The 25,257-nt window shown below is 67.8% G+C and carries 23 protein-coding genes and 1 other RNA gene; 22 read left to right on the top strand and 2 right to left on the bottom strand.

Annotation, left to right across the window (positions count from 1 at the left end; genetic code table 11):
• The first annotated feature begins 297 nt into the window (after positions 1-297).
• The 8 genes from ACP7EY_RS17265 to ACP7EY_RS17230 are packed head-to-tail and all read left to right on the top strand — an operon-like array spanning position 298 to position 7,231.
• The gene (locus ACP7EY_RS17265) at positions 298-1,617 is read left to right on the top strand and encodes an NAD(P)/FAD-dependent oxidoreductase (RefSeq protein ID WP_426195744.1); all 1,320 of its coding nucleotides are present in this window, start codon (positions 298-300) and stop codon (positions 1,615-1,617) included.
• Positions 1,604-2,398 carry a DUF1365 domain-containing protein gene (locus ACP7EY_RS17260; protein ID WP_426195742.1) on the top strand — a complete coding sequence of 265 codons (795 nt, stop codon included), beginning with the start codon at positions 1,604-1,606 and terminating at the stop codon, positions 2,396-2,398. Before ACP7EY_RS17265 ends, ACP7EY_RS17260 begins: the two co-directional genes overlap by 14 nt.
• Positions 2,395-3,630 (top strand): class I SAM-dependent methyltransferase, encoded by a 1,236-nt coding sequence (locus ACP7EY_RS17255; RefSeq protein WP_426195740.1) that lies wholly within the window; start codon positions 2,395-2,397, stop codon positions 3,628-3,630. The genes ACP7EY_RS17260 and ACP7EY_RS17255 overlap by 4 nt, the downstream gene beginning before the upstream one ends.
• A gap of 2 nt (positions 3,631-3,632) precedes the next feature.
• Positions 3,633-4,181, top strand: coding sequence for a chalcone isomerase family protein (locus ACP7EY_RS17250; protein WP_426195738.1), 549 nt, complete (start codon positions 3,633-3,635; stop codon positions 4,179-4,181).
• Positions 4,178-5,440: an MFS transporter gene (locus ACP7EY_RS17245; RefSeq protein WP_426195736.1), complete on the top strand. Its 1,263-nt coding sequence runs from the start codon at positions 4,178-4,180 to the stop codon at positions 5,438-5,440. Before ACP7EY_RS17250 ends, ACP7EY_RS17245 begins: the two co-directional genes overlap by 4 nt.
• Before the next feature lie 53 nt (positions 5,441-5,493).
• Positions 5,494-6,027: a DUF3833 domain-containing protein gene (locus ACP7EY_RS17240; protein ID WP_426195734.1), complete on the top strand. Its 534-nt coding sequence runs from the start codon at positions 5,494-5,496 to the stop codon at positions 6,025-6,027.
• The gene (locus tag ACP7EY_RS17235) at positions 6,027-6,794 is read left to right on the top strand and encodes an SDR family NAD(P)-dependent oxidoreductase (protein WP_426195775.1); all 768 of its coding nucleotides are present in this window, start codon (positions 6,027-6,029) and stop codon (positions 6,792-6,794) included. The genes ACP7EY_RS17240 and ACP7EY_RS17235 overlap by 1 nt, the downstream gene beginning before the upstream one ends.
• Positions 6,791-7,231: a nuclear transport factor 2 family protein gene (locus ACP7EY_RS17230; protein ID WP_426195732.1), complete on the top strand. Its 441-nt coding sequence runs from the start codon at positions 6,791-6,793 to the stop codon at positions 7,229-7,231. The genes ACP7EY_RS17235 and ACP7EY_RS17230 overlap by 4 nt, the downstream gene beginning before the upstream one ends.
• 12 nt (positions 7,232-7,243) lie before the next feature.
• On the opposite strand, the gene ACP7EY_RS17225 is transcribed toward ACP7EY_RS17230, so the two are convergent.
• Together ACP7EY_RS17225 and ACP7EY_RS17220 are read right to left on the bottom strand one after the other, a co-directional pair.
• Positions 7,244-7,579, bottom strand: coding sequence for a hypothetical protein (locus ACP7EY_RS17225; protein WP_426195730.1), 336 nt, complete (start codon positions 7,577-7,579; stop codon positions 7,244-7,246).
• A 92-nt stretch (positions 7,580-7,671) separates the two neighbouring features.
• Complete coding sequence (locus tag ACP7EY_RS17220; protein ID WP_426195728.1) at positions 7,672-9,369, bottom strand: thiamine pyrophosphate-binding protein; 1,698 nt, start codon at positions 9,367-9,369, stop codon at positions 7,672-7,674.
• Positions 9,370-9,625: 256 nt separating this feature from the next.
• On the opposite strand from ACP7EY_RS17220, the gene ACP7EY_RS17215 reads away from it, so the two are divergent.
• The 14 genes from ACP7EY_RS17215 (at position 9,626) to murC (ending at position 25,255) form a co-directional block, all read left to right on the top strand.
• The gene (locus tag ACP7EY_RS17215) at positions 9,626-10,192 is read left to right on the top strand and encodes a hypothetical protein (protein WP_426195726.1); all 567 of its coding nucleotides are present in this window, start codon (positions 9,626-9,628) and stop codon (positions 10,190-10,192) included.
• 35 nt (positions 10,193-10,227) lie between these two features.
• Positions 10,228-10,567: RNase P RNA component class A (gene rnpB / locus ACP7EY_RS17210), an RNA gene on the top strand.
• Between the two features lie 51 nt (positions 10,568-10,618).
• Positions 10,619-12,103: a glycerol kinase GlpK gene (gene glpK / locus ACP7EY_RS17205; RefSeq protein WP_426195724.1), complete on the top strand. Its 1,485-nt coding sequence runs from the start codon at positions 10,619-10,621 to the stop codon at positions 12,101-12,103.
• A gap of 407 nt (positions 12,104-12,510) precedes the next feature.
• Positions 12,511-12,939, top strand: a complete 429-nt coding sequence (gene mraZ, locus ACP7EY_RS17200) for a division/cell wall cluster transcriptional repressor MraZ (protein ID WP_426195722.1) — start codon at positions 12,511-12,513, stop codon at positions 12,937-12,939.
• A 9-nt stretch (positions 12,940-12,948) separates the two neighbouring features.
• Entirely contained in the window at positions 12,949-13,929 is a 981-nt protein-coding gene (gene rsmH, locus ACP7EY_RS17195) for a 16S rRNA (cytosine(1402)-N(4))-methyltransferase RsmH (protein ID WP_426195720.1), read from the top strand.
• The gene (ftsL, locus tag ACP7EY_RS17190; RefSeq protein WP_426195718.1) at positions 13,926-14,198 is read left to right on the top strand and encodes a cell division protein FtsL; all 273 of its coding nucleotides are present in this window, start codon (positions 13,926-13,928) and stop codon (positions 14,196-14,198) included. Before rsmH ends, ftsL begins: the two co-directional genes overlap by 4 nt.
• Positions 14,195-15,970: a peptidoglycan D,D-transpeptidase FtsI family protein gene (locus ACP7EY_RS17185; RefSeq protein ID WP_426195716.1), complete on the top strand. Its 1,776-nt coding sequence runs from the start codon at positions 14,195-14,197 to the stop codon at positions 15,968-15,970. Before ftsL ends, ACP7EY_RS17185 begins: the two co-directional genes overlap by 4 nt.
• Before the next feature lie 4 nt (positions 15,971-15,974).
• Complete coding sequence (locus ACP7EY_RS17180) at positions 15,975-17,504, top strand: UDP-N-acetylmuramoyl-L-alanyl-D-glutamate--2,6-diaminopimelate ligase (RefSeq protein WP_426195714.1); 1,530 nt, start codon at positions 15,975-15,977, stop codon at positions 17,502-17,504.
• A complete protein-coding gene (locus tag ACP7EY_RS17175; RefSeq protein WP_426195713.1) occupies positions 17,504-18,895 on the top strand; it encodes a UDP-N-acetylmuramoyl-tripeptide--D-alanyl-D-alanine ligase in 1,392 nt (463 codons plus the stop codon). The genes ACP7EY_RS17180 and ACP7EY_RS17175 overlap by 1 nt, the downstream gene beginning before the upstream one ends.
• Before the next feature lies 1 nt (position 18,896).
• Complete coding sequence (gene mraY / locus ACP7EY_RS17170; RefSeq protein WP_426195711.1) at positions 18,897-20,066, top strand: phospho-N-acetylmuramoyl-pentapeptide-transferase; 1,170 nt, start codon at positions 18,897-18,899, stop codon at positions 20,064-20,066.
• A complete protein-coding gene (gene murD, locus ACP7EY_RS17165; RefSeq protein ID WP_426195709.1) occupies positions 20,066-21,580 on the top strand; it encodes a UDP-N-acetylmuramoyl-L-alanine--D-glutamate ligase in 1,515 nt (504 codons plus the stop codon). The genes mraY and murD overlap by 1 nt, the downstream gene beginning before the upstream one ends.
• Positions 21,580-22,791 (top strand): putative lipid II flippase FtsW, encoded by a 1,212-nt coding sequence (ftsW, locus tag ACP7EY_RS17160; protein ID WP_426195707.1) that lies wholly within the window; start codon positions 21,580-21,582, stop codon positions 22,789-22,791. The genes murD and ftsW overlap by 1 nt, the downstream gene beginning before the upstream one ends.
• Complete coding sequence (murG, locus tag ACP7EY_RS17155) at positions 22,788-23,861, top strand: undecaprenyldiphospho-muramoylpentapeptide beta-N-acetylglucosaminyltransferase (RefSeq protein ID WP_426195705.1); 1,074 nt, start codon at positions 22,788-22,790, stop codon at positions 23,859-23,861. Before ftsW ends, murG begins: the two co-directional genes overlap by 4 nt.
• Complete coding sequence (gene murC / locus ACP7EY_RS17150; RefSeq protein WP_426195703.1) at positions 23,858-25,255, top strand: UDP-N-acetylmuramate--L-alanine ligase; 1,398 nt, start codon at positions 23,858-23,860, stop codon at positions 25,253-25,255. The genes murG and murC overlap by 4 nt, the downstream gene beginning before the upstream one ends.
• The last annotated feature ends 2 nt before the right edge of the window (positions 25,256-25,257 follow it).

Here is a 25,257-nt window from a genome sequence, read left to right as displayed (position 1 = left end):
GCCGCCGGTGCCGCGACGGACCATTCTACCGCGACCGGCGGCGGATTGGACAAAGTTGCAGGCGTTTCCTGTTCGGCAATTTCAGCAGGATAAAACACGATAAAAATCTTTCTGAAACAAAAGCATTAACTACGGCACGATGAAATTTGATAATTTTGAATCTGAATCGGTGGCCGATGCGTATAAACTAGCGCGATCCGATTTGTCCATGACAAATTCGCCGTAGCAGCGAGTATTACACAGAATGGATAGTCCCTCCCGGTATTGTCCAGGACAAATATTGCAGAAAGCGATAGCATGAAAATAGCAGTTGTTGGTGCCGGCATTGCCGGCCTGTCGTGTGCCTACCGCCTTTCGCAGGCGGGCGCCGACGTCACCTTGTACGAAGCAGGCACGTATTTTGGCGGCCACAGCAACACCGTCGATGTCACCCTCGAGGGCCGCACGTTTGGCGTCGACACGGGCTTCCTGGTGTTTAACGATCGCACCTACCCCCAGCTCATTGCCCTGTTCGACGAACTCGGCGTCGACGTCGCCCCCAGCGACATGTCGTTTTCCGTCAAGCTGCCGCTCGATGGCGGCGCCGACCTGGAATGGGCCGGCGCCAATCTCGACAGCGTGTTCGCCCAGCGCCGCAACCTGCTGCGCCCCCGCTTTCTGCGCATGGTGGCCGACATCGTGCGCTTCAACCGCCAGGCCACGGCGCTGGCTGACAGCGGCGCCATCCCGGCCGTCGGACTGGGGGAATGGCTCGACAGCGAAGGCTACAGCGTCCAGTTCCGCCACTGGTACCTGCTGCCGATGGCCGCCTGCATCTGGTCCTGCCCGTCGAGCCAGATGCTGGCCTTCCCGCTGGCCACCTTTGTGCGCTTCTGCCACAACCACGGCCTGCTGCAAGTGAACGACCGGCCCCAGTGGCGCACCGTGCGGGGCGGCTCGCGCAATTATGTCGAGCGCCTGCTGGCCGGCATCGCCTCGCGCCGCCTGGCGCAGCCCGTGCTGGGCGTGCACCGCAACGTGACGGGCGCCAGCGCGCCCGTGCGCATCAGCACCGCCGCCGGCGCCGAGTACTACGACCAGGTCGTCATGGCCTGCCACAGCGACCAGGCGCTGGCGCTGCTGGCCGACGCCGGCGCGGACGAGACGCGCCTGCTGTCGGCGATCGGCTACCAGCCCAACCGCGCCGTGCTGCACACGGACGCGCGCTGCCTGCCGCGCCGCCGCAAGGCCTGGTCGGCGTGGAATTACCAGAGCACGGGCGCGCTCACAGGCACGCCCCAGGTGTGCGTGCACTACCTGCTCAACATGCTCCAGCCGCTGCCCGTGAGCACGCCCGTGATCGTCTCGCTCAATCCCATCGATGCGCCCGATCCGGCCAGCGTGATCGCCAGCTTCGACTACGCCCACCCCGTGTTCGATGCGGCGGCGGTGGCGGCGCAGGGCGGCATCGCCCGCCTGCAGGGACAGCACAACACCTGGTTTGCCGGCGCCTGGCTCGGCTACGGCTTTCATGAAGATGGCCTCAAGGCGGGGCTGGCGGTGGCGGCCTCGCTGACGGCGCTGCTGCAACAGGGTGCGCCTGCGCCTTTCTCGACGGCCCCGCATGCGCTCGCCTGAGCCGGCCGCCGTGCCGCAGCTGTGCTTCGGCCGCGTGGGCCACCGTCGCCTGCGGCCCGTTGTCAACGCCTTCAGCTACCGCGCCTACTACCTGCGCCTGCCCCTGCGCGCGCTGGGGCAGGCCCAGCTCAAAAGCCGCCTGTTCAGCCGTAACCGCTTCAATGTGCTGTCGTTTTACGACGCCGACCACGGCGACGGCGCCAGCACGCTGCTCGACTGGATCGGCACCCTGCTGCGCGCCGAGGGCATCGAGGACGCCGATGGCGAGGTCTGGCTGCAGACCATGCCGCGCGTGCTGGGCTACGTCTTCAACCCCGTCTCGTTCTGGTTCTGCCACCGCGCCGACGGCGCCCTGCGCGCCGTGCTGTGCGACGTGCGCAATACCTTTGGCGAACGCCATTGCTACCTGCTCGACGACGGCGCCGTCATCGCCGACGGCGCCGAACTGCACGCCCGCAAGGTGTTTCACGTCTCGCCCTTCAATCCCGTCGCCGGCGAGTACCGCTTCCGCTTCGTGCGCACCGCGCTGGCGACGGGGGCGGGCGAACGCACCGGCGCCAGCATCGACTACGGCGATGCCGACGGCACCTTGCTGCACACCAGTATCGGCGGCCTGTCGCGCCCTTTGAACGATCGCAGCGTCGCCCTGGCCTTTTTTGCCTATCCCATGCAAAGCCTGGGCGTGATGCTGCGCATTCACTACCAGGCGCTGCGCCTGTTCCTCAAGCGCGCGCCGTTCTACCCGAAACCCGCTCCGCCCCAACACAAGGTGACCCGATGACCTACGAAACCATGCCCACCGCCGCCGTCGAGCGCGCCAAGGCCCACCCCGTCACGGCGGCGCCGGCCGGCGCCCGCGTCATCCTGGCCCTGCTGGCCCGGCTGCGCGACGGCGCCCTGACGCTGCACCTGCCCGACGGCACGGTGCGCCATTTCGGCGACACGGGCGCGTCGCTGGCGATCGTGCTGGAGCTGAAAAACTGGAACCTGTTTACGGCCGCCCTGCGCTCGGGCGACATCGGCTTTGCCGAGTCCTACATCGCCGGCGACTGGACCACCACCGACCTGCCGGCGCTGATCGAGCTGATGGCGCGCAACCGCGACACCATCGAGTCGCTCGTCTATGGCAGCTGGTGGGGCAGCCTGGCGTATCGCCTGCGCCATCTGCTCAACCGCAACAGCAAGGCGGGCAGCCGCAAGAACATCCACGCCCACTACGACATCGGCAACGCCTTCTACAGCTTGTGGCTGGACCCGTCGATGACGTATTCGAGTGCGCTCTACAGCGCCGCCACGGGCGCCGACCTGCAGCTGGCGCAGGCGGCCAAGTACCGCCGCATTCTCGACCAGCTCGACCTGGCCGCCGGCGCCACCGTGCTGGAAATCGGCTGCGGCTGGGGCGGCTTTGCCGAACTGGCCGCGCGCGACGGCGCCAGCGTGGTGGGCGTCACCCTGTCGACCGAACAGCTGGCCTACGCCAGGTCGCGCATCGAGCGCGCCGGCCTGGCCGGCCAGGTCGACCTGCAACTGTGCGACTACCGCGACAGCACCGGCCAGTACGACGCCATCGCCTCGATCGAGATGTTCGAAGCGGTGGGCGAGAGCTACTGGCCCAGCTACTTCGCCTGCATCGCCGCGCGCCTGAAGCCGGGCGGGCGCGCCTGCGTGCAGACCATCACCATCGCCGACGAACTGTTCGAGCGCTATCGCAAGAGCACCGATTTTATTCAGCAGTTCATTTTCCCCGGTGGCATGCTGCCATCGCCCGCCGTGTTCGAGCAGCAGGCGGCGGCGCACGGCTTGCGCGTGGTCGACAAGTTTTCTTTCGGCCTCGATTACGCCCGCACCCTGGCCAGCTGGCGCGCCGCCTTTCACGCCCGCCTCGAGCAGGTGCGCGCCCAGGGCTTCGACGAACGTTTTATTCGCACCTGGGAGTTTTATCTGTGCTACTGCGAAGCGGCGTTCCGCGCCCGTAACACCGATGTGATGCACTTCACGCTGGTGAAGGCGTGAGCATGGGCCGCGCCCCGCTGATTGCCGCGCTGGCAATGCTGGCTTGCCTGGCGGCGTGTCCGGCCCCGGCGCTGGCGGCGCCGGCCCCGGCCCATATCGAGGCCGCCGTGCCGCAGGCGCGCGTGGCCGGCAGTGGCCTGTTTACCTATTTCGGCCTGAAGATCTACACGGCCGAACTGCTGGTGGGCGCGGCCGGCTACCGGCCCGACGCGCCGTTTGCGCTGGACCTGCGCTACGAGCGCAGCCTGAAAGGCAAAAAAATCGCCCAGGCCAGCGTCGAACAGATGGAAAAAATCGGCGCCGGCAGCCCCGCCCAGCGCCAGCAATGGCTGGGCCAGATGGCGGCGATTTTTCCCGACGTCGTCGCCGGCGAGCACCTCACCGGCATCAACATCCCCGCCGTGGGCGCCCGCTTTTACCGCGACGGCGTGGCCATCGGCGCCATCGACGACGTGCAGTTCGCGCGTGCCTTCTTCGGCATCTGGCTCGATCCCGCCAGCACCGCGCCCGCCTTGCGCCAGGCGCTGTTGCGCCAGGCGGCGCCCCGGTGAAACGCGACAGCGTCGCCGCCGACGGCCGCTTCGGCGCCGCCAATCTGCTGCTGTACGGCCTGTTCGGCCTGCCGCTGGCCATGGTGGCGCTGCCCATCTACGTCTACCTGCCGCAGTTCTACGCCGAGCGGGCCGGCATGTCGCTGGGCCTGATCGGCGCGGCGCTGCTGGTGGCGCGCATCGGCGCCGCCTTCATCGACCCCGTGCTGGGCTGGTGGATCGCCCGCGCCGGCGCCGGCTATCCCCGTTTCGTCTGGCTGTCGCTGCCGGTGCTGCTGGCCGGCTTCGTCGGCCTGTTCCATCCGCCGGCGCTGGCGCCGGGCGCCACCCTGGCCTGGTTCGGCGCCACCCTGATGCTGGTGTATGTCGGCTTTAGCCTGGCCACCATCGCGCACCAGAGCTGGGGCGCGGCGCTGACCCAGGCGCCCAGCCTGCGCGCGCGCGTCACCAGCGTGCGCGAAGGCTGCGGCCTGGCCGGCGTGGTGCTGGCGGCGGCGGTGACGGGCGCCGCCGGCTACACCGCGCTGTCGCTCGCCTTTGGCGTGGCCCTGCTGCTGGGCGCGGCCCTGCTGGCGCGGGCGGCGCGGCCCGTGCCAGCGCCCGCGCAGCCGGGTGATGCCCACTGGCGCGCCATGCTGGCGCCATTTCGCCAGCCCCGCTTTCGCGCCCTGTTCGCTGTCCTGCTCGTCAACGGCGTCGCCTCCGCCATTCCCGCCACGCTGTTCCTGTTTTTCGCCACCGACCGCCTGGGCCTGGGCGCCATGGCCGGCCTGTTCCTGATCGTGTACTTTTGCGCGGCCGCGCTGTCGATGCCCCTGTGGGTGGCGCTGGCACGCCGCTTCGGCGAAGCGCGCGCCTGGGCCGGCGCCATGCTCGCCTCGAGCGTGGTGTTCGTGTGGGCGTATTTTCTCGCCGCCGGCGCCGGCGCCGCGCTCGGCTTCGGCGCCATCTGCGCCTTGTCCGGCCTGGCGCTGGGCGCCGACCTGGCGCTGCCGCCGGCGCTGCTGGCCGGCGTGATTCGCCAGGCCGGCCAGTCCGGGCGGGGCGAGGCTGCCTATTTCGGCGTGTGGAACTGGGGCGTGCAAATGACGCTGGCGCTGGCCGCCGGCATCGCCCTGCCGCTGCTGGCCTGGTGGGGCTACGTGCCCGGCCAGGGCGGCGGCGGCGCCGCCCTGGCCGGCGCCTACGCGCTGCTGCCGTGCGCCCTCAAGCTGGTGTCGGCGTGGATGCTGTGGCGCGCGCCCCTGCGCGACTGCTGATGCGATTCTCCTCTTCTACTGTTAACCCTAGCCCGATCAACCAAGGACCTCCCATGAAACTGCCCCTGCGCCTTTGCGCCGCGCTGCTGCTCGCCACCGGCCTGGCCGGCTGCGCCGCCCCCAGCCCCGAGCTGTACGCCGCCCAGCAACCAGCGCTCGACGTGACCCGTTATTTCAATGGCACCCTCGACGCCCACGGCATGTTCCAGGACCGTTCCGGCGCCGTCATCAAGCGCTTCGTCGTCGTCATGCGCGCCAGCTGGCAGGGCGACACCGGCATCCTCGACGAAGACTTCACGTATGCCGACGGCGCCCGCCAAAAGCGCGTGTGGACCCTGAAAAAAACCGGCGCCGGCACCTTCAGCGCCACCGCCGCCGATGTCGTCGGCACCGCCCACGGCGTTGTCGCCGGCAATGCCCTGCGCTGGAAATACGTGCTGGCCCAGCCGGTGGGCGACAAAGTCTACAACGTCGACATGGAAGACTGGATGTTCCTGATCGACGACAAGGTCATGTTGAACCGCACCGCCATGAGCAAGTTCGGCGTCGACCTGGGCAGCGTCACCTTGTCGTTCACCAAGCGATGATGAACCCCGCCATCGACAACTGGCAGGGCCGCCGGGTCTGGCTGATCGGCGCCTCCACCGGCATCGGCGCGGCCAGCGCGCGCCTGCTGCTCGGACGCGGCGCCCGCGTGGCCATCTCCGCGCGCAAGCGCGCCGCCCTCGAAGCGCTGGCGGCCGACTCGCCGGCGGCAATGGTGCTGCCGCTCGACGTGCTCGACCGCGCCGCCCTGCTGCAGGCGCGTGACGCCATCGTGGCCGCCTGGGGCGGCATCGACCTGGTGCTGGTGCTGGCGGGCGGCTACAACGAAATGCGCGCCGACGCCATCGACCTGGCCGCCGCCGAAGCGATGATCGACCTGAATATCCGCGGCGCCTACTACTGCCTCGACGCCGTCGTGCCGCAACTGCTGCGGCAGGGCAGCGGCGCCATCGGCCTGGTCGCCTCGGTGGCCGGCTACGGCGGGCTGCCCAAGGCGCTCGTGTACGGGCCCACCAAGGCCGCCCTGATCAATCTCACCGAATGCCTGTACCTGGACCTGCACGCCAAGGGCATCGGGGTGTACCAGATCAATCCCGGTTTTGTCGACACCCCGCTCACGGCTGGCAACGACTTCGCCATGCCGGCCCTGATGACGGCGGACCAGGCGGCGCTGGCGATGGTCGACGGCATCGAGCGGGGCCATTTCCACATCCATTTTCCCAAGCGGTTCACGTTCGGCCTGCGGCTGGCGCGCCTGTTGCCCTACCGGCTGTACTTCTGGCTGATCCACAAGGTGACGGGCTTATGAGCGGCGTTGACAGCGCCGCCGCGCTGGCGCGCCTGGTGACGTTTTACGAAACCATCAGCGCCGACGCGCTGGCGCAACTGGCGACCATCTACGCCGACGACGCCGCCTTCAAGGACCCGTTCAACGAGGTGCGCGGCCTGGCGCCCATCACGGCCATCTTTCGCCACATGTACGAGCAGGTCGACGCCCCCCGCTTCGTCGTCACCACCCGCGTGCTCGACGGCGCCGACGCCTTCCTGACGTGGGATTTCACGTTTCGGATGAAGCGTTTTTCGACGGCGCCGCAGACCATCCGCGGCGCCACCCACCTGCGCTTCGATGGCCAGGGCAGGGTGTGCCTGCACCGCGACTACTGGGACGCGGCCGAGGAGCTGTATGAAAAACTGCCGCTGCTGGGCACCTTGATGCGCTGGCTCAAGGGCCGCGCCGCCCGCTAGCGGGGCATGCGCTCAGCGAAACCACGCCACCATGTTGACGACGGTGCCGGCGACCATCATCAGGAAGGCGATGGCGACGGCGGGCATCACGCGGGCCGGAAACAGGCGCGCCAGCGCCGTGCGTTCGGCGCTGGCGGCCAGGCTGACGGGCTGCCTGGCCATGCGGATGAACGCGTCGTAGCGCACGAACGCCAGTGCGCAGCAATACAATCCCATCCCGCCCCGCAGCAAGGCGTCGCCCGCCAGGCCGCGCGTGAGCAGCACGGCGGCGTTGACGGCCAGCGCCACGCCTGTCAATGAACACAGCGCTGAAACCAGCGTGACCACCGTGATGCCCTTGCGCGCCATGCATTGTCCCGTGTTGGATCGATCGTGTGCCGATGGTAGCGTTAAATCGCGGGCATGGATACTCTCGAATTGTCACCACCATGGCGCAGCGGTCAGGCGCGCGCCCTGGCCGCCTGCTGGCGGATCGTCTCGAGCGTCGCCCCCGGCGTGATCAGGTTGCCGTCGTAGCGCAATTCGATCAGCGCCGGCAGCGATTGTTCGCGCGTGTGGGCCAGCGCGCGCGCCAGCGCCGGGCCGAATTGCGCGGTCGTCGTCACCACTTCGCCGGCGGCCCCGTAGGCCAGCGCCAGCGCCGCGAAATCGGGGTTGTGCAAGGTGGTGCCCGAGACCCGGCCCGGATAGGTTTTTTCCTGGTGCATGCGGATGGTGCCGAACATCGAATTGTTGAAAACGATGATCACCACGCCGGCCTGGTACTGCACGGCGGTGGCCAGTTCCTGGCCGTTCATCATGAATTCGCCGTCGCCGGCGAAGGTGATGACGGTGCGGGTGCGGTCGACCAGCTTGGCGGCGATCCCCGCCGGCACGCCATAACCCATCGCGCCGCTGGTGGGCGCGAGCTGGGTGCGCAGCAGGCCATAGGAAAAGAAGCGGTGCGCCCAGGTGGCGTAGTTGCCGGCGCCGTTGGTGATGATGGCGTCGGCCGGCACCGCCGCCTGCAGTTCCTGCACCAGTTGCCACAGGTCGAGCGGGGCGGCGCCGTCCTGGAAAATCGGCGGCTGGCGCTGCCAGGCGGCCAGTTCGGCGCGCCCTTCGGCCGCCGTGTGGCGCCAGGCGCCGGCGTCGACCGGCGCCATCGTCGCCAGCATGCTGGCAGCCTGCGGCGCGCCGCTGGCGATCATCAGGGCGGCCTGGTACACGCTGCCCAGCTCCTGCGGGTCCGGGTGGATGTGCACCAGGCGCTGGCGCGGCACGGGCGCGGCGATCAGCGAGTAGCCGCTGGTGGTCATCTCGCCCAGGCGCGGGCCGAAAGCGATGATCAGGTCCGCCTCGCGCACGCGCGCGGCCAGTTGCGGGTTGATGCCGATGCCGACGTCGCCGATGTACTGCGGGTGGGCGTTGTCAAACAGGTCCTGGAAACGGAAGGCGCAGGCCACCGGCAGCGCATTGGCTTCGGCGAAGCGGCGCACGTCGGCGCAGGCTTGCGCGTTCCAGGTGGCGCCGCCCAGCAGCAGCAGCGGGCGCTGCGCCTCGGCCAGCATGGCGCGCAGCTGCGCGATCTGGGCGGCGGCGGGCGAGGCCTGCACCGGCTGGTAGGCGCCGGTGTCGGCCACCGCCGCCTGGGCCACCAGCATGTCTTCCGGCAGCGCCAGCACCACCGGGCCGGGCCGGCCGCTGGTGGCGACCTGGAAGGCACGCGCGATATATTCGGGGATGCGCTCGGCGCGGTCGATCTGGGTGACCCACTTGGCCATCTGGCCGTACATGCGGCGGTAGTCGATTTCCTGGAACGCTTCGCGGTCCATGAAGTCCAGCCCCACCTGGCCGATGAACAGGATCAGCGGGGTCGAATCCTGGTAGGCCGTGTGCACGCCGATGGCGGCATTGGTGGCGCCGGGGCCGCGGGTGACAAAACAGATGCCCGGCTTGCCCGTCATCTTGCCGTAGGCCTCGGCCATGAAGGCGGCGCCGCCTTCCTGGCGGTTGACGATGAAGTCGATGTGCGAGTCGTGCAGGGCGTCGAGCACGTCCAGGTAGCTCTCGCCGGGCACGCCGAAGGCGGTGTCGACGCCGTGGATGCGCAGGGCATCGACCAGGATCTGGCCGCCGCTGCGGGATGGATGGGTCATGGCGCGCCTCTTCGGTGGAGTGGTCGGGTCGGGCGGGGCGCCCGGGACGGCCCATTCTAAGCGAGCCGTGGCGGGCGAGCTTTGGCAATGGCGACAGCAATTTTCAGATTCCGCCACCGGGCGGCGGGGCGCCCGTTTTAGTGATCGGACAAGAATAGTGATTGACTACTGGGTGATGGAGAAATTAGAGTTCCCTTGTGATATGGTAACAATTCAACGACGCCTTCTTCCTTTTGCCTTCGATGGAATGTTTGTGATGAAAATTGTGGCACCTGTCCTGTCCGCACTGGCCCTTCCCGTCGTCGTCGCGCTCGTTTCGGGTTGCACCACGCCGGCGCGGGGCGACCACATGGCCATTCTCGCCACGCCGCAGCAGCGCATGGTCGTCACGCCGCTGCGCAACAATGTCGCCGTGCTGGAAGTGAGCGGGGGGCAGGGCAGCAATCGCCTGTGGACCTCGAAAGTGGACAATGCCCAGTTTGCTGAGGCGCTGGCGCTGTCGCTGGGCGACGCCGGCCTGCTGGCGGCCGACCCGGCCGCCGCCCGCTACAGCCTGTCGGCGCGCATGGAAAAACTCGAGCAGCCGCTCACCGGCATGAGCCTGACGGTGACGGCGACGGTCAGCTATTCGCTGGTCGAGCGGGCCAGCGGCAACGAACTGCTGCACCGCACCCACACCTTGCCCTACACGGCGCCGTTCGGCGACACCTTCGGCGCGATCGACCGCATGCGCCTGGCCAACGAGGGCGCCGTCAAGGCCAATATCGCCGCGCTGGTCGACGACCTGGTGACGCTGCCGGTGGCGGCGGGCGGCCGTAAATAGCCGATGTGGGGGCGAAGCGGTTACAATGGCGCCGTGATGCAGGCCAAGACAGTCGCTGGCTGGCGCGTAATGCGTCGGCGGGAGGAAGGTCCGGACTCCATAGAGCAGGGTGACGGTTAACGGCCGTCCGCCGAAAGCCGCAAGGTATAAGGCGAGGAACAGGGCCACAGAGACGAGCGTATTTAGTTACGGTGAAACGCGGTAACCTCCACCTGGAGCAATCCCAAATAGGCACGCGTTGAGGCGGCTCGCGGAGCGTGCGGGTAGGGAGCTTGAGCGCCTGAGCAATCAGGCGCCTAGAGGAATGGCTGTCATAGCGGGGGCGCGCAAGCGTCGCCGCCGTAACAAAATCCGGCCTATCGGCCTGCTTCACACTAATTTTTTTGCGCCGGCCCGTGCCGGCGTGTCCTCCTTTCAGGCCTGCCTGTGAGCGATTTTCTTCTGGCCCTCGACCAGGGCACCACCAGTTCGCGCGCCATCCTGTTCGATCGCGATGGCCGCCTGTGCGCCAGCGCGCAGCAGGAATTTCCCCAATCGTTTCCCCAGCCCGGCTGGGTCGAGCACGACGCCAACGCCATCTGGGACAGCCAGCTCGCCTGCGCCCGCGCGGTGTTGCGCCAGCATGGCGTGACGGCCGGCCAGCTCGCCGCCATCGGCATCGCCAACCAGCGCGAAACGACCCTGCTGTGGGACCGCCGCACGGGCGAGCCGATCGCCCCGGCGATCGTCTGGCAGGACCGCCGCACGGCCGGGCATTGCGAACGCCTGCGCGCACTGGGCCACGCCGCGCTGATCGGTCAGCGCACGGGCCTCGAACTGGACGCCTATTTTTCCGCCACCAAGCTGGCCTGGCTGCTCGAGAACGTGGCCGGCGCGCGCGCGCGCGCCGAGGCGGGCGAACTGGCCTTCGGCACCATCGACAGCTGGCTCGTGTTCAAGCTGACGGGGCGCCACGTCACCGACGTCTCGAACGCCTCGCGCACCATGCTCATGAACATCCACAGCCTGCGCTGGGATGATTTTTTGCTCGGTCTGTTCCAGATTCCGCCCGCCGTGCTGCCCGAGATCGTGCCCAGCAGCGGCGCCATCGCCCCCAGTTTCAGTCACTGGTTCGGCGCCCCCGTGATGGTGGCGGGCCTGGCGGGCGACCAGCAGGCGGCCACGTTCGGCCAGGCCTGCGTGCGCCCCGGCATGGTCAAAAATACCTATGGCACCGGCTGCTTCATGCTGATGCACGCGGGGCGCGCGCCGGCGCCGTCGCAGCATCGCCTGCTCAGCACGGTGGGCTGGCAGATCGGCGGCGCCACGGAGTACCTGCTCGAAGGCAGCGTCTTCATGGGCGGCGCCACCGTGCAGTGGTTGCGCGACGGCCTGGGCATCATCGACCACGCGCACGACGTCGAAGCGCTGGCCGCCAGCGTGCCCGACAATGGCGGCGTCTACTTGGTGCCCGCCTTTGCCGGCCTCGGCGCGCCCCACTGGGACCCGTACGCGCGCGCTGCCCTGATGGGCATGACGCGCGGCAGCGGGCGCGGCCACATCGCCCGCGCCGCGCTCGAGGCGATCGCCTACCAGAGTGCCGAGGTGCTGCGCGCCATGCAGCAGGACGCCGGCTGCGCCCTGACCGAACTGCGCGCCGACGGCGGCGCCGCCCGCAACGACCTGTTGATGCAGTGCCAGGCCGACCTGCTGGGCGTGCCCGTGGTGCGGCCCACGGTGACGCAGACGACGGCGCTGGGCGCGGCCTGGCTGGCCGGCCTGGCGGTGGGCGTCTGGACCGGCCAGGACCAGCTCGATGCGCAGTGGCAGGCCGAGCGCACCTTCGTGCCGGCCATCGGCGCAGCGCTGCGCGAAGAGCGGATGGCGACCTGGGCGCGGGCAGTGGCGACCTGCCGCCAGTGGGCGCAATGAACGGGCAGCGCGCCTGGGCCTATCAGAGCGCTTCATCGCCTAAACCCATCCTAAGGTGAATCTTTCCCGGCGCCGGCAGATGTTGCAGATCTTGAACTATGGATATTTATTTTTAGCCATGTTGGCACCCTTGTCTGTACGTTCACAGATGAGGTGCAACATTAAGGCTCTTCCATAAGTACCTAATTTATCGACCTTTTTTTTCAAGCCACTTTCTTCACTAAGTGCGCTAAGTCATTGACTTCATTAGCAAATTTCCCATTTTCCAAACGAAAACCGCTTGACCCTGCTCGGGCCATCCTCTAAAGTGGGTGAACGTGTGGAAAAGTGTAGTTTTGTGGGAGGTTTTTGCTTCCCCCGACGCGCAAACTAAACCGACTCCTCAAACTACAACCAGGCAAAACACCGTGTTTCAAGGCGCGTCCGCAATCAATCTCGATGCAAAAGGCAGGATGTCGATTCCCGCCAAGCATCGCGACGCGCTCGCCGTCCAGTGCGAAGGGCGCCTCACGCTGACCCGCCACCCACATGGTTGCCTGCTGCTGTTTCCCCGCCCCGTGTGGGAATCGCACCGCGAACAGATTGCCGCCTGGCCCATGTCGGCCCGCAGCTGGCAGCGTATTTTCCTCGGTAACGCCTGCGATGTCGAACTCGACTCGGCCGGCCGCATCCTGATCGCCCCCGAACTGCGCAGCGCCGTCGGCCTGGCGCGCGACGTCATGGTGCTGGGCATGGGCAGCCACTTCGAAGTGTGGGACGCGGCCAGGCTGGCCGCCGACGAGCAGGAAGCCGTCGCCGGCGGCATGCCCGATGTTCTTTCCAATTTTTCTTTCTGAGGCGCCGCAATGACTGATGCAATGGTGCCTGAATACAAGCACCTGACAGTGTTGCTGGACGAAGCGGTCGACGCGCTCGACCTGGCCGGCGCGCGCGCCAACGGTACCTATATAGATGGCACCTTCGGTCGTGGCGGCCACAGCCGCCTGATCCTGTCGCGCCTGGGGCCGCACGGCCGCCTGATCGGCTTCGACAAGGACTTGCAGGCGATCGCCACCGCCAGGCAGATCGACGACCCCCGTTTCTCCATCGTCCACGACAGTTTTGCCACCATGCAGACGGCGCTGGCCGAGCTGGGCCTGACCCAGGTGGACGGCATCCTGCTGGACCTGGGCATTTCCTCGCCCCAGGTGGACGACGCCGCCCGCGGCTTTTCCTTCCGCAACGATGGCCCCCTCGACATGCGCATGGACACCACCCGCGGCGTCTCTGCCGCCGACTGGCTGGCCCACGAGACCGAACAAAAAATTGAAAAGGTGATACGAGAATATGGAGAAGAACGGTTTGCTTTTCAGATTGCAAAGGCGATTGTTGCTCGCAGGGCAGTCGAACCAATTTCAAGCACACGACAGCTTGCCGCAATCGTGGCAGGCGCGGTCAAGACTCGGGAAAAGGGCAAGGATCCGGCCACCCGCACCTTTCAGGCTATCCGGATTTTCATCAATCAGGAACTTGAAGACCTCGCGGCAGGGCTGAGCGCCGCCTACGCCATGCTCGCGCCAGGCGCGCGCATGTCGGTGATCAGCTTTCACTCGCTGGAAGACCGCATCGTCAAGCAGTTCTTCGCTGCCAAGGTCAAGGTCGAGCAACCCGACCGCCGCCTGCCGATCCGCGCCGTCGACCTGCCGCAGCCCCTGATGAAGCTGATCCTCAAGACCAAGCCGCCCGAGAGCGAAGTGGCGGCCAACCCCCGCTCGCGCTCGGCCGTGCTGCGGGTGGCCGAACGGCTGCCGGCGCAGGCGCCCAAAGCGGGCAAGGGCGGCGCATGAGCAGCAAGTTCAATCTCGTGCTGCTGGCCGTGCTGGTGCTGTGCGCGCTGTCGGTCGTCAAGGCCCAGTACATCGCGCGCCACCTGTTCATCGACCTCGAAGCGCTGCAGCAGCAGGCGCGCCAGCTCGACATCGACTGGGCCCAGCTGCAGCTGGACCAGTCGACGCTGGGCAAGAACGCCCGCATCGAGCAGATCGCCCGCACCGATCTGAACATGACACCGCTGACCCCCGCGCGCACCCAGTACCTCACGGAAGGGGCCAAATGAAGCGGGCCGGCGAGAGCAAGAGCGGCGCGCGCGTGGCGGCCTCGAAAGGTGTGAAGTTTTCCACCAGCCCCCTGCTGGCCGTGCGCCTGCCCACCTGGCGCTCGCGCGTGGTGCTGTTCGTGCTGTTCGCCGCCTTCGCCACACTGGCCGGGCGCGCGCTGTGGCTGCAGGCGGTGTCGACGCAGTTCCTGCAAAAGCAGGGCGCCAACCGCTACGAGCGCACCCTCGAGCTGCCCGCCACCCGCGGCAAGATCATGGACCGCAACGGCCAGGTGCTGGCCTCGTCGGTCCCCGTCAAGGCGGTGTGGGCGATTCCCGACGACGTGCTGGCCGAGCCGGCCGACAAACTGCGCCAGCTGGCCAAGCTGCTCGAGATGAGCGAAGCGGAGCTGCGTAAAAAACTCGACTCCGACCGTACCTTCGTCTACCTCAAGCGGCAGGTGGAGATGGACGTCATCGACCAGATCAAGAAGCTCGATATCGACGGCATCGACACGCGCAAGGAATACAAGCGCTTCTATCCGCAGGGCGAAGTGATGACCCACATGGTGGGCTTCACCAGCGTCGAGGACGTCGGCCAGGAAAGCATGGAACTGGCCCAGCAAAAGACCCTGGTGGGCACCGTCGGCAGCCGCAAGGTCATCAAGGACCGCCTCGGCCACATCGTCGAGGACGTCGGCCTGTCGAAGGAGCCGCACGACGGCAAGGACCTGACCTTGTCGATCGACAGCAAGTTGCAGTACATCGCGTTTACCAGCATCAAGGAAGCGGTCGAAAAATTCCACGCCAAGGCGGGCGCCGCGGTGGTGCTCGACGTGCACACGGGCGAAGTGCTGGCGCTGGCCAACTGGCCCACCTACAACCCGAACGACCGCAGCAAACTGACCGGCGAGCAGTTGCGCAACCGCGTCATCACCGACACCTTCGAGCCCGGTTCGACCCTGAAGCCGTTTACGGTGGCGCTGGCGCTCGACACCAACCGGGTGCGGCCGACGACCATGTTCGACACCACGCTGTCGGGCCGCTACGTGGTGGGCGACAAGACCATCCGCGACACCCACGCGCACGGCATGATCGACGTCTCCACCATCATCCAGAAGTCGTCCAACATCGGCGTGTCGAAAATGGCGCTGGCCATGCCGCCGCAGGAAATGTGGGAGATGTTTACCAAGTCCGGCTTCGGCCAGGCGCCCCGCTTCGGCTTTCCCGGCGCCGTCGCCGGCCGCGTGCGGCCCTACAAATCGTGGCGCCCCATCGAGCAGGCCAATATGTCCTTCGGCCACGGCATCTCGGTGTCGCTGCTGCAGCTGGCCCGCTCCTACATGATCTTCGCCCGTGACGGCGACATCATCCCCCTGTCGTTCCAGAAGGTGACGGAAAAGCCGCTCGGCCAGCAGGTCATCTCGGCCAGGACAGCCGCCGAAATGCGCGCCATGCTGGAAACCGTGGTGCTGCCGGGCGGCACCGCGACGCAGGCGCAGGTGCCCGGCTACCGCGTGGGCGGCAAGACCGGCACTGCCCAGAAGCTCATCAACGGCCACTACTCCAACACGCGCTACGTCGGCTCGTTCGCCGGCATCGCACCGATGTCGAATCCCCGCTTCATCATCGCCGTCATGGTCGACGATCCGTCCGGCGCCATTCACACCGGCGGCGGCGTGGCCGCGCCCACCTTCGCCGCGCTGGCCGCCAACGCCCTGCGCGCGGCCAATGTGCCGCCCGACTCGACCGTCACCGAGATCATCCACGCTGAAAACCCGTTGGAGGAATGAGACCATGACGCCCATCGACATCAGCGACTGGATCGTGCAAAGCGCCCCGCGCGGCCAGTTGGCCTCGGACTCGCGCCGCGTGCGCGAAGGCGACGTGTTCTTTGCCTATCCCGGCGACAGCGGCGACGGCCGCGCCTTCATCGGCGCCGCCATTGCGCAGGGCGCCGCCGCCGTGCTGTACGATCCGCGCGGTTTCGACTGGAACGAAGACTGGGCCGTGCCGCGCCTGGCGGTCGAACACCTGAAAGCCCAGGCCGGCCTGATCGCCCACGCCCGCCACGGCCAGCCCGACCGCGCCATGTTCAGCGTGGGCGTGACCGGCACCAACGGCAAGACCTCGATCGCCGTCTGGCTGGGCCAGGCGCTGGCGCGGGTGGGCGAGACGGCCGCCGTCATCGGCACCCTGGGCGTGGGCCTGTTCAAGGGCCGCGCCGCGCCGCACTTTGACGTCACCGGCTACACCACGCCGGACGCGGTGCTGCTGGCCGAACACCTGGCCGGACTGCGCGCGGCCGGCGCCACCGCGCTGGCCATCGAAGTGTCGTCGATCGGCCTGGTGCAGGAGCGCGCCCTGGGCATGCATTTCGACGTCGCCGTATTTACCAACCTGACGCGCGACCACCTCGATTTTCATGGCGACATGGTCGCCTACGAAGCGGCCAAGACGCGCCTGTTCGAGTGGCCCGGCCTGCACACCGCCGTGGTCAACCTCGACGATGCGGCGGGCCTGCGCCTGGTCGCTCACCTGCGCGCGCGCCACCCGCAGGTGGCGGTGACGGGCTACACCCTGCAGGACGGCGCCGCCCTGGCCGACCTCGACGGCGTGGCCATGCTGCGCGCCTCCCAATGCCGCAGCCGCAACGCCGGCACCGATTTTCATGTCGACACGCCCGCCGGCGGCGCCACCGTCAAGAGCGCGCTGGTGGGGCACTTCAACATCAGCAATGCGCTGGCGGTGCTGGCCACGCTGCTGGTGCGCGGCGTGCCGCTGCGCGCCGCCATCGACGCGCTCGAAGCGCTGACCCCGGCGCCGGGCCGCATGCAGCAGGTGGGCGGGCAGGACGCGCCGATGGTGGTGATCGACTACGCCCACACCCCGGACGCGCTGGAAAAAACCCTGGGCGCGCTCAAGCAGGTCGCGCACGAGCGCGGCGGCGAACTGTGGTGCGTGTTCGGCTGCGGCGGCGACCGCGATCCCGGCAAGCGGCCGCAGATGGGCGCCATCGCACAAGTGGCCGAGCACGTGCTCGTCACCAGCGACAATCCCCGCAGCGAAGAGCCGAACGCGATCATCGCTGCCATCATCGCCGGCATGGACGGCGCGCGCGCCGGCACCACCACGCAAGCGATCGAAGACCGCGCCGCCGCCATCCTGTCGGCCATCAAGCACGCCGCCAAGGCGGACGTGATCCTGCTGGCCGGCAAAGGCCACGAGCCGTACCAGGAAATCAAGGGCCGCAAGATGGCTTTTTCGGACGCCGACCACGCCGCGCTGGCGCTGGCCGCGCGCGCCACCATGATGAGGACCCATTGATGCACGCCACCCTGGCCCAGCTGGTCGCCCACATGCCGGGCGCGCGCATGACCATCAACGCCCCGTTCGACGGCGTCTCCACCGACAGCCGTGCGCTCGCGCCGGCCCAGTTGTTCGTGGCCCTGCGCGGCGAGACCTTCGACGCCCACAGCTTCCTGCCCACCCTGGCCGGGCAGGACGGCGCGCCGCTGGCCGCCGCTGTCGTCGCCGAGCAGCTGCCGGCCGGCTGGACCCTGCCGGCCCTGATCGTGCCCAATACCCTCACCGCGCTGGGCCAGCTGGGCCATTACTGGCGCACGCAGTTTGCCATTCCCGTCATCGGCGTCACCGGCAGCAACGGCAAGACGACGGTCAAGGAAATGATCGCCGCCATCCTCGCCGCCGCCTATGGCGAGGCGGGACGGCTGGCCACCCGCGGCAACCTGAACAATGAAATCGGCGTACCGCTGACCCTGATGCAGCTGGCCCCCGCGCACCGCGCCGCCGTCATCGAGATGGGCATGAACCACCCCGGCGAAATCGCCCGGCTGGCGGCGATCGCCGCGCCCACCGTCGCCATGGTCAACAACGCCCAGCGCGAGCACCAGGAATTCATGCACACGGTCGAAGCGGTGGCGCGTGAAAACGGCGCCGTGCTGGCGGCCTTGCCGGCCTCGGGTGCGGCGGTCTATCCGGCCGACGATGTCTACACGCCGCTGTGGGCCAGCCTGGCCGGCGAGCGCCGCAGCATCACCTTTGGCCTGAGCGAGGCCGCCGATGTCAGCTGCGCCTGGACCGCCGGCGCCTTCGGCAGCGAACTGGCGGTGCGCGCGCGCATCGACGACGGCGCCCCCTGCGCTTTCACCGTCACGCTGGCCGCGGCCGGCCTGCACAATGTGCGCAACGCGCTGGCGGCGATCGCCTGCGCCTTCGCCGCCGGCGTGCCGCAAGCGGCCATCGTCGCCGGCCTGCAGGCGTTTGCGCCCGTGAGCGGGCGCCTGCAGCGCAAGGCCGGCGTGAACGGCATCAGCGTGATCGACGACAGCTACAACGCCAACCCCGACTCCGTGCGCGCCGCCATCGACGTGCTCGCGCAAGCGCCGGCCCCGCGCATCCTGGTGCTGGGCGACATGGGCGAAGTGGGCACGCAGGGTCGCCAGTTTCACGAAGAAATCGCCGCCTGCGCGGCGGCAGCCGGCATCGAACACGTGCTGGTGACGGGTGAACTGACCCGTCACATGGCCGGCGCACACCTGCAACATTTTGAACAGTTTGACGAGTTATTGGCAGCACTGGATACAGCACTGGGCAGTAAATCTGACGCGACTGTGTTGGTGAAGGGCTCGCGTTTCATGAAGATGGAACGCGTGGTTCAACACCTGACTGGAACACACAACAAGGAAGCCCACTAATATGCTGCTCTGGCTCGCACAATTTTTTCAACAGGACCTCGGTCCGCTGCGAATTTTCAATTTCATCACCTTCCGCGCGGTGTTCGCCACCATCACGGCGGTCGTCATCGGCCTGGGCGCCGGCCCGGCCGTGATCAACTGGCTCACCCGCATGAAAGTGGGCCAGGCGGTGCGCACCTACGGCCCCGAAAGCCACCTGGCCAAGCACGGCACGCCCACCATGGGCGGTGTGCTGATCCTCATTTCCATCGGCGTCTCGACCCTGCTGTGGTGCGACCTGTCGAACCGCCTGATCTGGCCGGTGCTGGTGGTGACGCTGGGCTTCGGCGCCGTCGGCTGGGCCGACGACTACCGCAAGGTGGTCTACAAGGATCCCGAGGGCATGCGCTCGGCCGAAAAATACTTCTGGATGTCGCTGATCGGCATCGCCGCCGCCCTGTACCTGGCCTTCTCGGTGTCGGCGCCCACCCCGGCCAAGGTGTGGGAGCTGTTTTACGCGTGGGTGCGCTCGGGCTTTGCCATGTCGCTGCCGCCCAAGGCCGACCTGATCGTGCCGTTCGTGAAAACCATCAGCTATCCGCTGGGCGTGTGGGGCTTCATCGCGCTCACGTACTGCGTCATCGTCGGCGCCAGTAACGCCGTCAATTTTACCGACGGCCTCGATGGCCTGGCCATCATGCCCACCGTGATGGTGGGCGCCGCGCTCGGCCTGTTCGCCTACCTGACCGGTTCGTCGACCTATTCGCGCTACCTGTTCCTGCCGCATATCCCGGGCGCGGGCGAACTGCTGATCTTCTGCGGCGCGATGGCCGGCGCCGGACTGGCCTTCCTGTGGTTTAACGCGCACCCGGCGCAGATGTTCATGGGCGACGTCGGCGCGCTGGCGCTGGGCGGCGCGCTCGGCACCATCGCCGTCATCGTGCGCCAGGAAATCGTCCTGTTCATCATGGGCGGCGTGTTCGTCGCCGAAACGCTGTCCGTGATCATCCAGGTGACCTGGTTCAAGTTCACCAAGAAGCGCTACGGTGTCGGCCGCCGGGTGTTCCGGATGGCGCCCCTGCACCACCATTTCGAACAGCTGGGCATGAAGGAGACCAAGGTCGTGGTGCGCTTCTGGATCGTCACCATGATGCTGGTGCTGGTCGGCCTGTCGTCGCTGAAGCTGCGCTGATGACCCACTCCCGCGCCATCTACGCCGGCAAGCACGCCCTGGTCCTCGGACTGGGCGAGTCGGGCCTGGCCATGGCCAAATGGCTGGCGCACTGCGGCGCCAGCGTGCGCGTGGCCGATACCCGCACCGAACCGCAGCGCCTGCAGGCCTTGCGGGTGGCGCTGCCGGGCGTCGAATTCATTTGCGGCGAATTTACCGATGCGCTGCTGGCCGGCGTCGACTTCGTCACCCTCAGCCCCGGGCTGGCGCCGCAACGCGAACTGCGCACCATCGTGCCGGCAGCGGCCGCGCGCGCCATCCCCGTGTGGGGTGAAATCGAGCTGTTCGCCCAGGGCCTGGCCATGTTGAAGGCGGACCAGGGTTACGCGCCGAAGATCATCGCCATCACCGGCACCAACGGCAAGACCACCGTCACCAGCCTGACCGGCCTGCTGTGCCAGCGCGCCGGCCTGAGCGTGCACCTGGCCGGCAATATCAGCCCGGCCGCCCTCGACGTCCTGCTCGACTGCGTAGAGCAGGACAGCCTGCCGCAAGCGTGGGTGCTCGAGCTGTCGAGCTTTCAGCTGCACGCCACCTTCAGCTTGCAGGCGGACGCCGCCACCGTGCTCAACCTGACCCAGGACCACCTCGACTGGCACGGCGACATGGCCAGCTACGGCGCCGACAAGGCGCGCATTTTCGGCGCCCACACGGTGCGCGTGCTCAATCGCGACGACCCGCTGGTGTTCGACATGGCGCTCACCGCGGCCGGCTCCGACACCGTGCTGTTCGGCGCCGCCGCGCCCACGGCGGCGGGCAACTTCGGCCTGGTCAGCGAGCGCGGCGTGCTGTGGCTGGCGCACGCCAGCGCCGGCGAAGAGATCGAAAAGAAGCGCAAGCGCGATGTCGCCGAGCCGGTCGAGGTGGTGGTGACGCGCCTGATGCCGGCCGACGCGCTGCACATCCGCGGCCTGCACAACGCCACCAATGCGCTCGCCGCGCTGGCCCTGTGCCGCGCCATCGGCCTGCCGCTGGCGCCCCTGCTGCACGGTCTGCGCGAATACAAGGGCGAGCCGCACCGGGTCGAACTGCTCACCAGCATCGGCGGCGTCGAGTACTACGACGACAGCAAGGGCACCAACGTGGGCGCCACCGTGGCCGCCCTGAGCGGCCTGGGCAAGGCGTTCGGCGGGCAGGACCAGAAAATCGTGCTGATCGCCGGCGGCGACGGCAAGGGCCAGGATTTTTCGCCGCTGGCCGAGCCGGCCGCGCGCTACGTGCGCGCGGTGGTGCTGATCGGCCGCGACGCGCCCAAGCTGCGCGCCGCCTTCGAGCCGGCCGCGATCGATATCGTCGACTGCCGCAACCTGCCCGAGGCTGTATTGCGCGCGGCGGCGCTGGCCCGCTCGGGCGACTGCGTGCTGCTCTCGCCCGCCTGCGCCAGCCTCGACATGTTCACCAGCTACGCCCACCGCGCGCAGGTGTTCATCGACGCCGTGCGCCAGCTGGCGCTCGACCAGGGACAGGAACTCTGATGGCCTTCCAGTTCCCCTTCAAATTCGGCGGCGCGTCCTCGAACGCCCTCAGCGCCGGCCGCGGCCGGCCTTCCAAGATGATGGAATACGACCAGCCGCTGGTCTGGGTGACCCTGCTCTTGATGCTGTTCGGGATGGTGATGGTGTACTCGGCGTCGATCTCGCTGCCCGACTCGCCCAAGTTCGCCGCCTACAAGAACACCTATTTTGTGCAGCGCCAGGCCATTTACATCGGCGTCTCGCTGGTGGCCGGCCTGTTCGCCTTCCGCATCCGCGTCGAGACCTGGCAGAAGGCGGCGCCATGGCTGTTCGGCGCCACCCTGATCATGCTGGCGATGGTGTTCGTGCCGGGCCTGGGCGTGACCGTCAACGGCGGCAAGCGCTGGATCAACCTGATCATCTTCAAGCCGCAGCCGTCCGAAATGATGAAAGTGGTCGCCGTGCTGTACGCCGCCGACTACACGGTGCGCAAACAGGAATACATGCACCAGCTGACCAAGGGCTTCCTGCCGATGGCCGGCGCGATCGGCCTGGTCGGCCTGCTGCTGCTGCTCGAGCCGGACCTGGGCGCCTTCGGCGTGATCGTCTGCATCGCCATGGGCATCCTGTTCTTGGGCGGCATCAACGCCGTCTGGTTCGGCGGTATCGGTGCGCTGCTGGTGGTCATTTTCAGCACCATCATCGCGCTCTCGCCGTTCCGCCGTGCGCGCATGTTCGCCTACCTCGATCCGTGGCAGGAAGACAATGCCCTCAACAAGGCCTACCAGCTGACCCATTCGCTGATCGCCTTCGGCCGCGGCGAACTGTTCGGCGTGGGCCTGGGCGGCAGCGTGGAAAAACTGCACTACCTGCCGGAAGCGCACACCGACTTTCTGCTCGCCGTGATCGGCGAGGAGCTGGGCCTGGCCGGGGTGCTGGTGACGATCGCCTTGTTTTACTGGATGGTCAAGCGCGCCTTCGACATCGGCCGCCAGGCCATCGCCATCGACCAGACCTTCGCCGGCCTGGCCGCCAAGGGCATCGGCATCTGGATCGGCGTGCAGTGCTTCATCAACATGGGCGTGAACCTGGGCCTGCTGCCGACCAAGGGCCTGACCTTGCCGCTGATGAGCTACGGCGGCACCGGCGTCTTCATCAACTGCATCGGCCTGGCGATCCTGCTGCGCATCGACTACGAAAACCGCGTCCTGATGCGGGGAGGCCGCCCATGAAGCGCCTGATGATCATGGCCGCCGGCACCGGCGGCCACATCTTCCCCGGCATCGCCATCGCCCACACGATGGAGGCGCGCGGCTGGGAAGTGAGCTGGCTGGGCACCACCACCGGCATGGAACAGGACCTGGTGCCGAAAGCGGGCATCGCCATCGACGCCATCGACTTTACGGGCATGCGCGGCAAGGGCTTGCGGCATACCCTGTCGGGCGCCTTCAAACTGAGCGCCAGCTTTGCCACCTGCCTGCGCCTGCTGGCGCGGCGCCGGCCCGATGTGGTGCTGGGCATGGGCGGCTATGTATGCGTGCCGGGCGGCCTGATGGCGCGCCTGCGCGGCATTCCGCTGGCCCTGGTCAATGCCGACGCCGCGCTGCTGCTGTCGAACAAAACCCTGACGCCGCTGGCCCAGCGCGTGCTGTTCGGCTTCCCGGCCGACTTCGGCCGCGCCGCCGGCAAGGCCGTCGTCACCGGCAACCCGGTGCGCCAGGCGATCCTCGACATGGCGCCGGCCGATCAGCGTTTCCTTGGCCGCAGCGGCGCGCTGCGCATCCTGGTGGTGGGCGGCAGCCTGGGCGCGAAGGTGCTCAACGACGCCGTGCCGGCCGCGCTGGCGACCATCGACGCGGCGCTGCGCCCCGTGGTGACGCACCAGTCGGGCAAGAAGAACATCGACGCGCTGCGCCAGGCCTACGCCGACAACGGCGTGGACGCGACCGTGGTCGATTTTATCGACGACATGGCCAGCGCCTACGCGCACGCCGACCTGGTCATCTGCCGCGCCGGCGCGATTACCGTGTCGGAACTGACGGCGGCCGGCGTGGCCAGCATATTGATCCCGTTTGTCGCCGCCACCACCAGCCACCAGCGCAACAACGCCCAGTGGATGGCCAGCCAGGGCGCCGCCGTTCACCTGCCGCAAGGCGAGCTGACGGCGGCCCGGCTGGGCGCCATGCTGGCCGAGACCACGCGCGAAGACTGCCGTGCCATGGCCAACGCCGCGTTTGCGGTGGGCCGGCGCGACGCCAACGCGGCGATTGCAGATATTTTAGAAAAGATGAGCGCACCATGAAGCACAAGATCAAGAACATCCATTTCGTCGGCATCGGCGGCAGCGGCATGAGCGGCATCGCCGAAGTGCTGCTCAACCTGGGCTACCAGGTGTCCGGTTCGGACCTGGGCAGCAATGCCGCCAGCCTGCGCCTGGAAAGCCTGGGCGCCTGCGTCAAGGTGGGCCACGACGCCGCCAACGTGGCCGGCGCCGATGTCGTCGTCACCTCGACGGCGGTGAACGAGCAAAATCCGGAAGTGGTGGCCGCCCGCGCCGCCATGATCCCGATCGTCCCGCGCGCCATCATGCTGGGCGAATTGATGCGCCTGAAGCGGGGCATCGCCATCGCCGGCACGCACGGCAAGACCACCACCACCAGCCTGGTCGCGTCGGTGCTGGCCGAAGGCGGCGTCGATCCCACCTTCGTCATCGGCGGGCGCCTCACCAGCGCCGGCGCCAACGCCAAACTGGGCACGGGCGACTACATCGTCGTCGAGGCGGACGAATCGGACGCCTCGTTCCTGAACCTGGCGCCGATGATCGAAGTGATCACCAATATCGACGCCGATCACATGGAAACCTACGAGCACGATTTCGAGAAATTGAAAATGGCGTTCGTCCACTTCACCCACCGCCTGCCGTTCTACGGCCGCGCCATGCTGTGCATCGACGACGAGCACGTGCGCGCGATCATCCCGCACGTGACCAAGCCGGTGACCACCTACGGCTTCTCGCCGCTGGCGCAGGTGCGCGCGGTCAACGCCCGGGCGGTCGGCCTGACCATGCATTTCAGCGTGATCCAGGACGGCTACCCTGACACCGATTTCATCCTCAACCAGCCCGGCATGCACAATGTGCAGAACGCCTGCTCGGCGATTGCCATCGCGCGCGAGATCGGCATCGACGACGCCGCCACCCAGCGCGGCCTGGAAGGGTTCAACGGCGTCGGCCGCCGCTTCACGCGCTACGGCGATATCGCCATTGATGCGGCCGCCGGCGGCGGCAGTTTCACCCTGGTCGACGATTTCGGCCACCACCCGATCGAAACGGAAGTGACGCTTGCGGCCGCGCGCGGCGCCTACCCGGGGCGCCGGCTGGTGCTGGCCTTCCAGCCGCACCGCTTCTCGCGCACCCGCGACCTGTTCGAGGATTTCGTCAAGGTGCTGTCGACGCCGGACGTGCTGCTGCTGGCCGACGTGTATGCGGCCGGCGAAGCGCCGGTGGCCGCCGCCGATGGCCGCGCGCTGGCACGCGCCCTGCGCGTGGGCGGCAAGATCGAGCCGATCTTCGTCGAAGCCATTGCCGACATGCCGGCGGCGATCCTCAACGTGGTGCGCGACGGCGACGTCGTCATCACCATGGGCGCCGGCTCGATTTCCGGCGTGCCCGCCAAACTGACCGCTGCGAAAGGATGAGC

Source organism: Massilia sp. DWR3-1-1 (assembly GCF_049898325.1).
Taxonomy (GTDB): domain Bacteria; phylum Pseudomonadota; class Gammaproteobacteria; order Burkholderiales; family Burkholderiaceae_D; genus JAFCUW01.
This window is presented reverse-complemented; position numbering and strand designations above follow the sequence as displayed.

Bases quoted from the DNA above. Each gene is read 5' to 3' on its own strand.
- ACP7EY_RS17235 (WP_426195775.1), top strand. From the start codon at position 6,027: ATGAACCCCGCCATCGACAACTGGCAGGGCCGCCGGGTCTGGCTGATC.
- ACP7EY_RS17240 (WP_426195734.1), top strand. From the start codon at position 5,494: ATGAAACTGCCCCTGCGCCTTTGCGCCGCGCTGCTGCTCGCCACCGGC.
- murC (WP_426195703.1), top strand. From the start codon at position 23,858: ATGAAGCACAAGATCAAGAACATCCATTTCGTCGGCATCGGCGGCAGC.
- murG (WP_426195705.1), top strand. From the start codon at position 22,788: ATGAAGCGCCTGATGATCATGGCCGCCGGCACCGGCGGCCACATCTTC.
- ACP7EY_RS17220 (WP_426195728.1), bottom strand. From the start codon at position 9,369: ATGACCCATCCATCCCGCAGCGGCGGCCAGATCCTGGTCGATGCCCTG.
- ACP7EY_RS17175 (WP_426195713.1), top strand. From the start codon at position 17,504: ATGCACGCCACCCTGGCCCAGCTGGTCGCCCACATGCCGGGCGCGCGC.
- mraY (WP_426195711.1), top strand. From the start codon at position 18,897: ATGCTGCTCTGGCTCGCACAATTTTTTCAACAGGACCTCGGTCCGCTG.
- ACP7EY_RS17250 (WP_426195738.1), top strand. From the start codon at position 3,633: ATGGGCCGCGCCCCGCTGATTGCCGCGCTGGCAATGCTGGCTTGCCTG.
- ACP7EY_RS17230 (WP_426195732.1), top strand. From the start codon at position 6,791: ATGAGCGGCGTTGACAGCGCCGCCGCGCTGGCGCGCCTGGTGACGTTT.
- ACP7EY_RS17260 (WP_426195742.1), top strand. From the start codon at position 1,604: ATGCGCTCGCCTGAGCCGGCCGCCGTGCCGCAGCTGTGCTTCGGCCGC.
- ACP7EY_RS17180 (WP_426195714.1), top strand. From the start codon at position 15,975: ATGACGCCCATCGACATCAGCGACTGGATCGTGCAAAGCGCCCCGCGC.
- ftsL (WP_426195718.1), top strand. From the start codon at position 13,926: ATGAGCAGCAAGTTCAATCTCGTGCTGCTGGCCGTGCTGGTGCTGTGC.
- ftsW (WP_426195707.1), top strand. From the start codon at position 21,580: ATGGCCTTCCAGTTCCCCTTCAAATTCGGCGGCGCGTCCTCGAACGCC.
- murD (WP_426195709.1), top strand. From the start codon at position 20,066: ATGACCCACTCCCGCGCCATCTACGCCGGCAAGCACGCCCTGGTCCTC.
- ACP7EY_RS17255 (WP_426195740.1), top strand. From the start codon at position 2,395: ATGACCTACGAAACCATGCCCACCGCCGCCGTCGAGCGCGCCAAGGCC.
- ACP7EY_RS17185 (WP_426195716.1), top strand. From the start codon at position 14,195: ATGAAGCGGGCCGGCGAGAGCAAGAGCGGCGCGCGCGTGGCGGCCTCG.
- ACP7EY_RS17215 (WP_426195726.1), top strand. From the start codon at position 9,626: ATGAAAATTGTGGCACCTGTCCTGTCCGCACTGGCCCTTCCCGTCGTC.
- ACP7EY_RS17265 (WP_426195744.1), top strand. From the start codon at position 298: ATGAAAATAGCAGTTGTTGGTGCCGGCATTGCCGGCCTGTCGTGTGCC.
- ACP7EY_RS17225 (WP_426195730.1), bottom strand. From the start codon at position 7,579: ATGGCGCGCAAGGGCATCACGGTGGTCACGCTGGTTTCAGCGCTGTGT.
- rsmH (WP_426195720.1), top strand. From the start codon at position 12,949: ATGACTGATGCAATGGTGCCTGAATACAAGCACCTGACAGTGTTGCTG.